A 13,314-nucleotide genomic window follows, 5' to 3' on the forward strand; every position below is an offset into this window, starting at 1 on the left:
CTGCCGGATGAGTCTCCGCCGTGCGGTGTCGGCCCTCGCTGCTGGCTGCGATCGCTGACTCCACCCTCTCCGCCGTACAGCGGCCGGCAGCACGCCGCCATCGGCGCGCCCCCTCCAACAGCGCCGATGGCGGCCCCTCCGCCAAACCCCTGCCGTGCGCGCTCCCTTGACTGGCAGAAACTTCCCGGATATTCACTCCCTCACGGAAGTTTCCTTCAGCTGATCTCCAGCGGATCACTCCGGAAGGAGCGCACGTGCCCTCCAGACGTACCGTCCTCGCCGCCGGCGCAGGCGTCACCGCGGCTCTGGCCGTCGGCACCACGGCAAGCGCCGGCACCCCCGGCGACAAGAAACTCCGCTCCCTCATCTCCCGTATGACCCTGGAGGAGAAGGTCGGCCAGCTCTTCGTCATGCGGGTCTACGGCCATTCCGCCACCGACCCCGACCAGGCCGACATCGACGCCAACCTCAAGGAGATCGGCGTCCGCACGGCCGCCGAGCTGATCGCCGAATACCGCGTCGGCGGCATCATCTACTTCACCTGGGCGCACAACACCAAGGACCCGCACCAGATCGCGGACCTGTCGAACGGCATCCAGCGCGCCTCCCTCAGCCGGCCCCGCGGCCTGCCCGTGCTCATCACCACCGACCAGGAACACGGCATCGTCTGCCGCGTCGGCAAGCCCGCCACCCTCTTCCCGGGCGCCATGGCCATGGGCGCCGGCGGCTCCCGCGAGGACGCCCGCACCCTCGGCCGCATCTCCGGCGCCGAACTACGCGCGATGGGCATCAACCAGGACTACTCCCCCGACGCAGACGTGAACATCAACCCGGCCAACCCGGTCATCGGCGTCCGGTCCTTCGGTGCCGACCCGGACGCGGTGGCCGCGCTGGTCGCCGCCGAGGTCGCCGGGTACCAGAGGTCGTCGGTCGCCGCGACCGCCAAGCACTTCCCGGGGCACGGGGACACGGCCGTCGACAGCCACTACGGCTTCCCGGTGATCACCCACAGCCGGGAGCTGTGGGAGAAACTGGACGCCGTGCCGTTCCGGGCGGCCGTCGAGGCGGGCATCGACTCGATCATGACAGCGCACATCCAGTTCCCGGCCCTCGACGGCTCCGGCGACCCGGCGACCCTCTCCCACCCGATCCTCACCGGCATCCTGCGCGAGGAGCTCGGCTACGACGGTGTGGTGGTGACGGACTCCCTGGGCATGCAGGGCGTGCGGACCAAGTACGGCGACGACCGCGTCCCCGTGCTCGCACTCAAGGCCGGCGTCGACCAGCTCCTCAACCCGCCGGACCTCGCCACTGCCTGGAACGCCGTCCTGAAGGCCGTCCAGGACGGGGAACTCACCGAGTCCCGGCTGGACGAGTCGATCCTGCGCATCCTGAAGCTCAAGGCCAGGCTGCGGCTCTTCGACGAGCCCTACGTCAGCCGGAAGGGCGTCGACCGGGCCGTGGGCACGGCCGCGCACCTGGCCGCCGCCGACCGTATCGCCGAGCGCACGACGACCCTGCTGGTCAACACGGGTGGCCTGCTGCCGCTGTCCCGGCTCACGCACCGGAAGATCCTCGTCGTCGGCGCCGACCCGGCCTCCCCGTCCGGTACGACGGGACCGCCCACCGGCGTGCTCGCGAGCGCCCTCACCGAACTGGGCTTCACCGCCACCGCCCTGTCCACGGGCACGGCCCCCTCCGCGGCCGCCATCGCCGCGGCGGTCGCGGCGGCGCAGGACGCGGACGCGGTGGTCGTGGGCACCTACAACGTCACCGCGGGCAGCTCGCAGCGCACGCTGGTCGAACAGCTGGCGGCGACCGGCAGACCGGTGGTGGCGGTCGCGATCCGCAACCCCTACGACGTGGCCCAACTCCCCTCCGCCTCCGCCCACTTGGCGACGTACTCCTGGACCGACGTGGAACTGCGGGCGGCCGCGCGCGTCATCGCGGGCCGGGCGGTGCCGCGCGGGAAGCTGCCGGTGCCGGTGCAGCGGGCGGACGATCCGACGAAGGTGCTGTATCCCATCGGGTACGGACTGACGTACTAGAACCCGTGCGCCCGGCACCCGGTACAGGGGGCGTAGGGCGCATACGTAACGCACCCGGCGTGCAACCCCAAACTGGCCCAAAGCATCCCGCGCGTCTGGCGTGCGCCCGCTGCGGCGGGTCACGCTGGATGCGGGTCATCTGGGGAGGTGCCCGGGGGGTTCGCGATGCGTGAGAGAAGTTCCGCGGGGGTGGTCTGCGCACTGCTGGTACTGGTCGCCGCCCTGCTGGCCGGCTGTCAGATCCTGAAGTCCGGGACGGGCGAGGACGGCAGGGCCGACGTGACACCGAAGGCGGCCACGACCCGGCCCTCCGGCTACGGGGCGGTGTTCCTCGCCGTCGACGAGTGCAGTTCGTTCGGCTCGACGAGCTTCACGGAGGTGCCGTGCACCAGCGAGCGGGCGGCCGCCCGGGTCGTGGCCCGCTACGACGGCACGGTGAGCGACGGTCCGCTGTGCCCGGCGACCACGGACTTCGTCCTGCACATCAGCCGGCAGAGCCCGTCCGCCGACGAGGACGGCGACGGCTCGATCCCGCAGGGCTACGCCTGTATGCGCAACCTGGAGCCACCGCACCCCGGCGACCCGGGCGGCGGGGGCGGCCCCCGCACCATCGTCGGCGACTGCGTCTACGGCTCCGGGAGCGGGCAGGTCCGCGAGACGGCCTGCGACGGCAGCGGCAGCAGGAAACCGCAGTACAAGGTGGTCGAGGCGGTCGCCACGCGCGCCCAGTGCCCCGCGGGGACGGCGCTGTATGTGCATCTGGCGAGCGCACAGCCGGTGGGCTGCGCCCGGCGGGTGTGAACAACCGCCGGGCGCAGCACCGGAGTCGGCGGTGCTACGGCCGCAGAGCCGGCTCGCGCTCCACGTCCCGGATGTCCAGCCTGCTGTCGAATCGGGCCAGCGGCTTCGCCTGCGCCGTGGAGGCGGCGGGGACACCGGCCCACTGCAGGATGCGGGCGGTGGCCAGCGCCTTCTGGTCGGCGACCAGGCCGGCGACGTTGGCGCCGTGGTTCAGCCCCGCTGCCGTGAAGACGTACGCGTCCTTCGCGCCCTTGCCGACGCGGAAGCGCTCCGCGCCCCACGGATCGTTCTGGCCGTAGACGAAGAGCATGTGGTGCGCGTGGTGCCGCACCCAGGAGTCGACGTCGCGCATCGCGTACGGCTGGAACTTCATCGGGATGTCGCGCGGGACCAGGCTGCGCGGCGTCTCGTAGCCGTAGCGGATGTACTGCTTCTCGATGTACGGGAAGCGGATGTCCGGCGCGCCCAGCTGTGTGCCCGCCTGGTAGTAGTACGGCGTGTACGGCTCCAGGCCCTGGTCGGTGTAGAAGGAGAAGCCGGAGATGGAGTCCACGGAGTCCCAGATCGCCTGGTCGGTCGCGGTCTTCGCGTCCGCCGGGACGGTGGCGCAGTCGCTGAGCAGGCTGTACTGCCAGAAGCCCCAGACGTAGTCGAGGACGACGGCCTCGTACGCCCGGTCCAGGCTGCCGATGGTCTTGAAGGTGTAGCCGTTGTCCGCCGCGTAGGCCGCGTACTTCTTCTCCAGCGGCTCCCGGCGCACGAGCGCCTCGCGCTGCACGGCGTTCAGCCGGTCGCGGCACTCCTTGGTGCCGACCTTGGTGAAGAAGCGGTCGTAGGCGGAGTCCTCGTCGTTGACGACGTCGTTCGGGGCGACGTACGCGACGACACCGTCCATGTCGCGCGGGTAGAAGCGCTCGTAGTACGTGGCGGTCATGCCGCCCTTCGAACCGCCCGTCGCGATCCACTTCTTGGTGTAGACGGACTTCAGCGCCTGGAAGATACGGTGCTGGTCGCTGGCCGCCTGCCAGATGTCCAGCTTGCTCCAGTCGGCCGGGGCGGGCCGGGAGGGCGTGAAGAAGCGGTACTCCATGGAGACCTGGTTGCCGTCCACGATCTGGGTCGGCTCGCGGCGGCTGGGGGTCGTGGAGACGTTGTAGCCGCTGGTGTAGAAGACCGTCGGGCGGCTGACGTCCTTGTGCAGCACGGTGATCCGCTGCTGGAACGTGCCCTTGGACGGGTCGCGGTGGTCGACCGGCTGGGTGTAGTTCAGGACGAAGAAGCGGTAGCCGGTGTACGGCTTCTCCTCGATCAGGCTCATCCCCGGTATGGAGAGCAGCTGATCCTTGATGTCGGTCGTTCCGGTGGCCTCCGGCTGTGCGGCGGTGGCCGCCCCGGCCGTGCTCAACGTGCCTATGAGCACGGCGAGCGCGAGCAGCCATCTCAGCGCCTTGCGCATGCACCCTCCCCTGTCATTCAGATGTGCGAGCGGAAGCTATCGGAGCAACTCCGCTGTGCACCAGGGGAGATGGGGGATCACTGCTGTGATTGACGGATTAGTAACGCTTCCAGCCGCCGGAGTCGTACGACCCGCTGCCGACCGAGCCCTTGATCCACACCTTGCGGTGTCCGACGTACGAGCGGACCGGGCCGGCGTGCTGCGTGAACAGTCCCTTGTCGACGACGGGCTCGAAGCCGCGGGCCTGCAGGCTGACCATCATGGGGCGCTTGACACCGGGACTCTTGGGGACGGTGAGGGCGCAGAGGTAGTTGCCGCTCTTGTACAGCTGCACGGCCCCGGTGGAGAAGGTGAACGTCCTGATCTTGCGGCCCGCGCAGAAGGAGTCGGCGGCCTGCGCCTCCCCCGGCGCCGCGAGCGCGAGCACCCCGGAAGCGGCCAGCACGGCAAGGAACGCCCCGAGCCGCCGCCGTATCGCACCACTGTCCACTGTCATCCCTCCCGTACCCCGGCGATGTACGTACGGGTGTACGGACGCAGGACGTATGTCGGATGGTTGCATGACCGTCAGTACGACGCGCCCACCGGCTCCCCGGGCTCGGCCTCCCCGATGAACGTCCGCCACAACGCGGCGTAACGCCCCTCCAGCGCCAGCAGCTCCTCGTGGGTGCCGTCCTCGACGACCCGGCCGTGGGCTGAACCTCCCCCGGTCGCCCTCGCACCGCTCGGCCCTGGCGGGCCTCCCAGGCTTCGTACGACTGGCCGGGCTCCGCCCGGCGCCCCACGCGGCCGCAGGCGACATGCCACCGACCCCCACACGAACAGCCGGTCAGGCCCCCACCGGCGCGTCAGCACCCACAAACGTCCGCCACAACGCGGCATACCGCCCCTCCAGCGCCAGCAGCTCCTCGTGGGTGCCGTCCTCGACGACCCGGCCGTGGTCCATGACCACCACCCGGTCTGCGCGGGCGGCGGTGGTCAGGCGGTGGGCCACGACGAGGGTGGTGCGGCGGCCGGCCAGGCGGTCGGTGGCCTGGTTGACCTGGGCCTCGGTGGCCAGGTCGAGGGCGGCCGTGGCCTCGTCGAGGAGGAGGATGTCGGGGTCGACGAGTTCCGCGCGGGCCAGGGCGATCAGCTGGCGCTGGCCGGCCGAGAGGTTGCGGCCCCGTTCGGCGACCTCGTGGAGGTAGCCGCCGTCGAGCGTGGCGATCATCTCGTGCGCGCCCACCGCGCGGGCCGCCGCCTCGACCTCGGCGTCGGTGGCGTCCGGGCGGCCGTAGGCGATGGCGTCGCGGACGGTGCCCTGGAAGAGGTACGCCTCCTGCGGGACGACGCCGAGACGGTGGCGGTAGGAGGTGATGTCCAGCGACCGCAGGTCCTGGCCGTCGACCGTGACCCGGCCGCCCGTGGGGTCGTAGAAGCGCGCCACCAGCTTGACCAGGGTCGACTTGCCTGCACCCGTCTCGCCGACGAACGCGACCGTCTGGCCCGCCGGGATCTTCAACTCGATGCCGGCGAGGGCTTCTTCGTCGTCGCCGTACGCGAAGTGCACGTCCTCGAAGGCGACCTCGCCGCGCAGGGAGAGCACTTCGAGCGGCTCGTCGGCGGACTTGGTGGACGTCGGCTCCTGGAGGAGTTCCTGGATGCGGCCGAGGGAGACCGTGGCCTGCTGGTAGCCGTCGAAGACCTGCGAGAGCTGCTGGACAGGCGCGAAGAACAGGTCGATGTAGAGCAGGTACGCCACCAGCGCGCCGGTCGTCAGCGTGGCGTCGTCCACCCGGCCCGCGCCCGCGATCAGCACGGCAGCGGCGGCCACGGACGACAGCAGCTGCACGAAGGGGAAGTAGATCGAGATCAGCCACTGACCCCGTATACGGGCCCTGCGGTAGCTGTCGCTGCGCTCCGCGAACCGCCGGCCGCCGTCGCCCTCGCGCCGGAAGGCCTGCACGATCCGCAGCCCGGACACGGACTCCTGGAGATCGGCGTTCACCACCGACACCCGCTCACGGGCCAGTTCGTACGCCTTCACGCTCGCCCGGCGGAAGAAGAACGTGGCGACGATCAGCGGCGGCAGCGTCGCGAAGACCACGAGCGCCAGCTGAACGTCGATCACCAGCAGGGCGACCATGATGCCGAAGAAGGTGACGACGGAGACGAACGCGGTGACCAGCCCGGTCTGCAGGAAGGTGGAGAGCGCGTCGACGTCGGTCGTCATCCGCGTCATGATCCGGCCGGTCAGCTCCCGCTCGTAGTAGTCGAGTCCGAGCCGCTGGAGCTGGGCGAAGATCTTCAGCCGGAGCGAGTACAGGACCCGCTCCCCAGTGCGCCCCGTCATCCGGGTCTCACCGCGCTGCGCCGCCCACTGCACCACCACGGCGAGCAGCGCCAGCAGCGAGGCCGACCAGACCGCGCCGAGGGCGAGCTTGGAGACGCCCTGGTCGATGCCGTGCCGGATCATGATCGGCAGCAGCAGGCTCATGCCCGCGTCGACGGCGACCAGCCCCAGGCTGACCAGCAGCGGCAGCCCGAAGCCCCGCAGCAGCCGCTTCAGGCCGTACGACTCCTCCGCCCGCACCGCCCGCGCCTCGTCGATGTCCGGGGTGTCGTTCGCCGGGGGCAGCGCGTCGACCTCCGCGAGGAGTTCGGGGGTGGCGGGCATCCCGGCCAGCGCGGTGTCCTTGGGCTCGCGGTCGCCGGTCCACAGGCGGGGCGTCAGACCGCGCTCGGCGTCGAACTCGGCGTCCAGCTCGTCCCGTACCGAGGTGTCCTCGGCCGGTACGGCGGGCTGGGTGTGCCCCGGCGATACGCCGCCGAGCTCGTCGGGGTCGGTGAGCAGGCGCCGGTAGAGGGCGGACCGTTCCTGCAGCTCCTCGTGGGTGCCGATGTCGGCGAGGCGGCCGGCGTCGAGGACGGCGATCCGGTCGGCGAGGTTGAGCGTGGAGCGGCGGTGCGCGATGAGCAGGGTCGTGCGGCCCTGCATGACCTGCTTCAGCGCCTCGTGGATCTCGTGCTCCACGCGGGCGTCCACGGCGGAGGTCGCGTCGTCGAGGACGAGCAGCCGCGGGTCGGTGAGGATCGCGCGGGCCAGGGCGACACGCTGGCGCTGACCGCCGGAGAGGGTCAGGCCGTGCTCGCCGACCTTGGTGTCGTAGCCGTCCGGGAGCTCGCGGATGAAACGGTCCGCCTGGGCGGCACGCGCGGCGGCCTCGATCTGCTCGTCGGTGGCGTCGGGACGGCCATAGGCGATGTTGCTGCGCACGGTGTCCGAGAAGAGGAAGGAGTCCTCGGGGACCAGCCCGATCGCGGCCCGCAGCGAGTCGAGGGTGAGCTCGCGGACGTCGTGGCCGCCGATGAGGACGGCGCCGTGGGTGACGTCGTAGAAGCGCGGCAGGAGGAGGGAGACGGTGGATTTGCCGGAGCCGGAGGAGCCGACGACGGCGAGGGTCTCGCCCGGGCGGATCTCGAAGCTCAGCCCGTCGAGAACCGGGCTGGTTTTGCCGGGGGCGCGGTCGTACCCGAAGGACACGTCGTCGAACTCGACGGTCGCGGGAGCGTCGGCGGGAAGTTCCTTCGTCCCGTCCCTCAGGTACGGCTCGGTGTCGATCAGCTCCAGGACGCGCTCGGTGCCGGCGCGCGCCTGCTGCCCGACCGTGAGGACCATGGCGAGCATGCGGACCGGGCCGACCAGCTGGGCGAGGTAGGTGGAGAAGGCGACGAAGGTGCCGAGGGTGATGTGCCCGCGCACGGCCAGCCAGCCGCCGAGCGCCAGCATGGCGACCTGGCCGAGCGCGGGGACGGCCTGGAGCGCCGGGGTGTACGTGCTGTTCAGCCGGATGGTGCGCAGCCGCCCGGCGAACAGCCGGCGGCTGACCTCCCGGAGCTTTCCGGTCTCCTGGTCCTCCTGCCCGAACCCCTTCACCACGCGTACGCCGCTGACGGCGCCGTCGACCACTCCGGCGACGGCGGCGGCCTGGGCCTGCGCGTACCAGGTGGCGGGGTGCAGCCTGGAGCGGCTGCGCTTGGCGATCCACCAGAGGGCGGGGGCCACGGCCAGGGCCACCAGCGTCAGCGGCAGCGACAGCCAGGCCATGATCACGAGGGAGATCAGGAAGAGCAGCAGGTTCCCGATGGTCATCGGGAGCATGAACAGCAGGCCCTGGATCAGCTGGAGGTCGCTGGTGGCGCGGCCGACGACCTGCCCGGTGGACAGCTCGTCCTGGCGGCGCCCGTCGAGCCGGGTGATCGTCTCGAACATCTCGGTCCGCAGGTCGTGCTGGACGTCGAGGGCGAGGCGGCCGCCGTAGTAGCGGCGTATGTAGGTGGCGACGTACACGAGGACGGCGGCGCCGAGCAGGGCTCCCGCCCAGGGGGCCATACGGCGGCTGTGGTCACCGATCACGTCGTCGATGATCACCTTGGTGACCAGCGGGACCAGCGCCATGACGGCCATGCCGGCGAGCGAGGAGCCGAGGGCGAGCAGGACGTCCTTCGGATAGCGCCAGGCGTATCCCGCCAGCCGTCGTGCCCATCCCCGTTGCGGTTCCACGCGGGTGCCCTCCATCGCTCAGAAGTCCTGATCTACCGGAAGGCACCAACGCGGAACGAGGCGGATTTCATCCCGCCGCAACAAAACAGGGTCGAGGCTCAGACGCGTACCCGCAGGTAGTAGAAGCGCGTCGTCTGCACGGCGTTCTGATTGTCGTCGCTGACCAGCAGCACCTTCAGGCGGCCCTTCGTGTACCCCGTGATCGCCATTCCCTCGATGTTGTCGAGCAGGGGGTTCGGCTGGGGCTGCTTGGCCGTCGCCCCCAGTGACGGGCAGGTCACCAGGTCCGTGAGCAGCGTCTTCCTGATCAGGCGTACGCCGGACTGGCCCGTGAGGTTCTCGATGCCGCTGGTGTCCGTCGCGTGGCGCGGGTCGGCCAGGTAGAGGCGGACCGTGTTGCCGACGCCGGGAGTGAAGCCGCGCTCCAGGACGAGGAGGCGACCGTCCGGGGTGGCCTGGACCTCCGGGACGCCGAGGCCGGAGTCGATCGGGTACGCGTACTGGGCGCCGAGCCGGAAGTGCCCGCCCTTCGTCCGCTCCCAGGTCTGGAAGCGGACGGTGTTCGTGGCGTCGCCGGAGATCGCGTTCTCCATCGAGGCCAGCAGGGTGTGGCCGCCGGGCAGGAGGGTCAGACCCTCGAAGGTCTGGTTGGCCGTGGCGCGGCCCGCCGGGGCGACGAGGAGCGGGGAGGGGACCGGGAGGCGGTCGAGGATCCTGCCGTCCACGCTGTAGCGGCGGATCGACGGCTCGGTCTCCGAGGTGATCAGCCGGGTGCCGTCCCGGTCGATGACCAGCCCCTCGCTGTCGAGCGCGGCGCCCTTCTCGTCGGCGAGCGGGACGACGGACTGCGGCGCGAGGGTCTTCCGGTCCAGGCTGAACAGCGAGGAGCGGTCCTCCAGGGCGGCCAGTGACCCGTCACGATCCACGGCGAGCGCGGAGAAGTTGCCGACGAAGGTGCCCTGGTACGTCGTCTTGTCGAGCGCGTCGGAGAAGCGGTCGACGGAGACGGAGGGCGAACAGGCATGGCCCTGCTGTGTGTTGGCGGTGGCGGGCCCGGCGGCGGTCAGACTGGTGGCCGCCGCCAGGGCCGCGGTGGCGGTCGCGAGTACGGTTCTCAGGCGCATGGGCGTCACCGTAGGGCGGGAGGGTGACGGGCGGGAGACCGGTAGAGGTCAACTCGCGGCAAGGTCCCTGTGAATCACCTTCGCCACGCCCTGGATGGTGTTGATGCCGTAGCTCATGGTGCTGTTGCCCCACGTCAGCACCGTGATCATGTAGTCGTGGCCGCCGCCGTTGAAGGTGCCGAGGCTGTGGACCCGCCAGCCGTGCGTGGAGCGCTGCAGCCAGCCGTTCTTGACGTGGACCGAGACCCCGGAGGGCGCTCCGTACGGTGTGCCCCAGCGCTGCGAGGAGATGACCTGGCTCATCAACTTCAGGATGTAGGCACGGGAGTTGTCGCTCAGGACCGCGTTCGGCGCGGTGATCAGCTTGAGCAGCTTCTGCTCGTCGGTGACGTTGATCTGGGTCAGCCCCCAGTAGCCGTTCGCGCCGGGGACGGTCTTCGTCATGGCGGCGGCACTCAGGAAGCCCTTGATCTTCGTCAGGCCGAGCTGCTTCCAGAGCTTGCTGGTCGCGTCGTTGTCCGACTTGGTGATCATGGCCTTGGCCAAGGAGGCCTCGGTGTCGGTCAGATAGCGGTTGTGCTTCTTCGCGTCCCACAGCAGCGTGGCGAGGACGGTGACCTTCACTGCGCTCGCGGAGTCGTAGGAGGAAGTGGCCCGCAGCGAGCAAGTCGTGTTGGTGGAGCGGTCGTAGAGGCCGACCGAGACGGTGCCCGTGCGGTTCGCGAGGGCGGCGGTGATGTCCTTCTGGAGTTTGGTGGCCAGGGCGGCCTTGGAGGACGTACAGCTGACGGCCGGTGTCGTGGCGGCCGCGGCGGGCGAGGCGGCGGCCACGCCGGGTATGAGGATGCCGAGCCCGAGGGCTCCGGTGGCGAGCGCTCTTGCGCGTCTGGTGGAAGTCCGGTGAGTCATGCCCCTGTTGACGCACGGGTTCGACTGAATGGTTGTACGCATCAGCGGGATCGTTGGGCAAAAGCAGTACGAGGCGTCACCGCGGCCTCGGCCGATTCACAGCCGGGAGCCAGGTTCGCCACAGCGCGCGCTCACTCCGCCTCTGCACGATGCGCTCGTGACATCTGCCACCGATCCACTCCCCCACACCGCCGAGACCGTGTCCGCCGACCGGCCGCCGCCGTCCCCACCCGCGGCGCCCGCGGACAAGGCGCCCCGCTGGTCGCTGCCTGCGCTGATCGCGATTCTCGTCCTGGCGGCGGCCCTGTATGCCTGGAACCTCTCCGGCTCCGGCATGAACACCTTCTACAGCGGTGCCGTCTGGGCGGGCACGCAGAGCTGGAAGGCGTGGTTCTTCGGGTCGCTGGACCCGGGCAACTTCCTGACCGTCGACAAACCGCCGCTCGCGCTCATGGTCATGGGCCTGTCGTGCCGTGTCTTCGGCTTCGGCACCTGGCAGATGATGGCGCCGATGATCGCGGTGGCCCTCGCCACGATCTGGATCCTGCACGCCAATGTGAAGCGGGTCTGGGGCCACGGCGCCGCGACCGTCGCCGCGCTGGTGCTGGCGCTCACCCCGATCACCGTCGCCATCAACCGCGACAACAACCCGGACACCCTGCTCGTCTTCCTCATGGTGGCGGGCGCGGCGCTGGCGTTCCGCGCCACCCGTGACGAGAGGCTGCTGCCGCTGCTCGGCTCGGCCGCCTGCTTCGGCCTCGCCTTCAACACCAAGCTGCTCGCGGGCTGGATCGCCCTCCCGGCCGTCTTCGCGCTCTACCTCTACGCGTCGAAGGCCCCTTGGGTGAAGCGCATCGTCAACCTGCTTCTCGCCGCGGTCGTCCTGGCCGTCTCCAGCTTCTGGTGGGCGGTCGCCGTCTCGCTGGTCCCGGCCTCCGACCGGCCCTACATCGGCGGCTCCACGGACGGCTCCGCCTGGAACCTGATCATGGGTTACGACGGCCTCGGCCGCGTCTTCGGCGGCGAGGGCAACGGCGGAGGCGGCGGGGGCGGTGGCGGCGGCTTCTCCGGCTCCGCAGGCCTGGGCCGGATGTTCAACGACATCCTCGGCGGCCAGATCTCCTGGCTGCTGCCCTTCTCCGCGATCGCCCTGATCGGCGGCCTGGTCCTGTGCGGGCGCGCCCCGCGCACCGACCTGCGCCGGATGGCACTGGTCCTGTGGGGCGGCTGGACCCTGCTGCACTACGTGATCTTCGCGACCGCCCAGGGCACGATGCACCCGTACTACACGACCGCTCTCGCCCCGGGCATCGCGGCACTGTGCGGCGGCGGGGGCGCGATGCTGCTGGGCGCCTTCCGCCGCGACAGGCGCTGGGCATGGGTGCTCCCGGTCGCCTTCGCCGTCACCGGCATCTGGGCGATCGTGCTGCTCCGTCGCGCCTCAGGCTGGAACACCTGGCTGTGGCCCACGATCGGCGTCCTCACCGTGGCCGGCGTCGTCGGCATGCTCGCCTTCCGCTCCGGCTCCCGCGTACGGCTGCTGACGGCTTCCCTGGCGGCGGCGGTCATCGCGGCCCTCGCAGGTCCAACGGCGTACGCGGTCTCGCCGGCCTTCGGTTCCTCCGGCGGCATGATGGGCGGCACCAACCCGACGGCCGGCCCCTCCACGGGAGGCGGCTTCGGCGGTGGACCCGGCGGCAACCGCGGCGGCTTCCCGGGCGGCGGGGGGATGCCGGGCGGCGCCACCCGGGCAGGCGGCCGGGCCGAGGGCGCGGGCGGTTTCCCCGTCGGCGGGCGGCAGGGCCAGAACGGTGAAGTGCCGGGCGGCACCCCACAGGGCGGCGGCCAAACTCCCAGCGGCAACGGCGAGTTGGGCGATACGTCCGGACAGCGTGGCTTCGGCCGCGGCGGCATGGGCGGCCCCGGCGGCATGGGCGGCGCGGACAGCGAGCTCATCTCGTACCTGAAGGAGCACCAGGACGGCGCCAAGTGGCTGCTCGCGGTGTCCAACTCGCAGAGCGCCGCCCAGATCGAGCTCAGCGCCAGGGAACCGGTCATCTCCATGTGGGGCTTCACCGGCTCCGACAACGCGATGACGGTGGCCAAGCTCAAGGAGCTGGTGAAGAAGGGCGAGCTGCACTACATCCAGATCGGCAGCGGCGGCATGGGCGGCGGCCCCGGCGGCGGCAACAACCTCAGCACCGAGGTGTCGAACTGGGTGCAGCAGCACGGCACGGCGGTCAAGGAGAGCGCCTACAGCAAGAGTTCGACGTCGAACACGACCACGAACACGAACTCCTCGCCGTCCTCGTCGTCCTCGCCGTCCTCGCCGTCCTCGTCCCGTTCGAGCTCGTCGTCGCTCTACCGCCTGGACCCGTCAGACGTCAGCTGACGGACTCCGACACCGAAGGGGCCCCGACCACATGACCG

Annotated in this window: 8 protein-coding genes; 3 read left to right on the top strand and 5 right to left on the bottom strand. The window is 70.7% G+C overall.

Translation table 11 applies throughout. The features are described 5' to 3' along the window. Positions 1 to 254 precede the first annotated feature (254 nt). Positions 255 to 2,048: a glycoside hydrolase family 3 protein gene (locus tag ACFY1E_RS03775; protein WP_389070984.1), complete on the top strand. Its 1,794-nt coding sequence runs from the start codon at positions 255 to 257 to the stop codon at positions 2,046 to 2,048. Between the two features lie 165 nt (positions 2,049 to 2,213). Continuing rightward, positions 2,214 to 2,849: a hypothetical protein gene (locus ACFY1E_RS03780; protein ID WP_389070987.1), complete on the top strand. Its 636-nt coding sequence runs from the start codon at positions 2,214 to 2,216 to the stop codon at positions 2,847 to 2,849. Positions 2,850 to 2,883: 34 nt separating this feature from the next. Here the strand turns inward: ACFY1E_RS03780 and ACFY1E_RS03785 are convergent, their stop codons facing one another. The 5 genes from ACFY1E_RS03785 to ACFY1E_RS03805 form a co-directional block, all read right to left on the bottom strand. Next, positions 2,884 to 4,305: a S28 family serine protease gene (locus ACFY1E_RS03785; protein ID WP_389070989.1), complete on the bottom strand. Its 1,422-nt coding sequence runs from the start codon at positions 4,303 to 4,305 to the stop codon at positions 2,884 to 2,886. A 97-nt stretch (positions 4,306 to 4,402) separates the two neighbouring features. Continuing rightward, complete coding sequence (locus ACFY1E_RS03790) at positions 4,403 to 4,801, bottom strand: hypothetical protein (protein WP_389070992.1); 399 nt, start codon at positions 4,799 to 4,801, stop codon at positions 4,403 to 4,405. Positions 4,802 to 5,134: 333 nt separating this feature from the next. Next, positions 5,135 to 8,851 (bottom strand): ABC transporter ATP-binding protein, encoded by a 3,717-nt coding sequence (locus ACFY1E_RS03795; RefSeq protein WP_389070994.1) that lies wholly within the window; start codon positions 8,849 to 8,851, stop codon positions 5,135 to 5,137. A gap of 98 nt (positions 8,852 to 8,949) precedes the next feature. Further along, positions 8,950 to 9,975: an esterase-like activity of phytase family protein gene (locus ACFY1E_RS03800; protein WP_389070996.1), complete on the bottom strand. Its 1,026-nt coding sequence runs from the start codon at positions 9,973 to 9,975 to the stop codon at positions 8,950 to 8,952. 48 nt (positions 9,976 to 10,023) lie between these two features. Continuing rightward, positions 10,024 to 10,884: a serine hydrolase gene (locus ACFY1E_RS03805; RefSeq protein ID WP_389070999.1), complete on the bottom strand. Its 861-nt coding sequence runs from the start codon at positions 10,882 to 10,884 to the stop codon at positions 10,024 to 10,026. 157 nt (positions 10,885 to 11,041) lie between these two features. Between ACFY1E_RS03805 and ACFY1E_RS03810 the strand changes: the two genes are divergently transcribed. Next, complete coding sequence (locus ACFY1E_RS03810; protein ID WP_389071001.1) at positions 11,042 to 13,276, top strand: ArnT family glycosyltransferase; 2,235 nt, start codon at positions 11,042 to 11,044, stop codon at positions 13,274 to 13,276. Positions 13,277 to 13,314 lie beyond the last annotated feature (38 nt).

The sequence above is a fragment of the Streptomyces sp. NPDC001604 genome, assembly GCF_042893475.1.
Lineage (GTDB): Bacteria > Actinomycetota > Actinomycetes > Streptomycetales > Streptomycetaceae > Streptomyces.

Excerpts from the sequence above, each read along its gene's own strand:
- ACFY1E_RS03780 (WP_389070987.1), top strand. The coding sequence starts at position 2,214 with ATGCGTGAGAGAAGTTCCGCGGGGGTGGTCTGCGCACTGCTGGTACTG.
- ACFY1E_RS03785 (WP_389070989.1), bottom strand. The coding sequence starts at position 4,305 with ATGCGCAAGGCGCTGAGATGGCTGCTCGCGCTCGCCGTGCTCATAGGC.
- ACFY1E_RS03790 (WP_389070992.1), bottom strand. The coding sequence starts at position 4,801 with ATGACAGTGGACAGTGGTGCGATACGGCGGCGGCTCGGGGCGTTCCTT.
- ACFY1E_RS03800 (WP_389070996.1), bottom strand. The coding sequence starts at position 9,975 with ATGCGCCTGAGAACCGTACTCGCGACCGCCACCGCGGCCCTGGCGGCG.
- ACFY1E_RS03805 (WP_389070999.1), bottom strand. The coding sequence starts at position 10,884 with ATGACTCACCGGACTTCCACCAGACGCGCAAGAGCGCTCGCCACCGGA.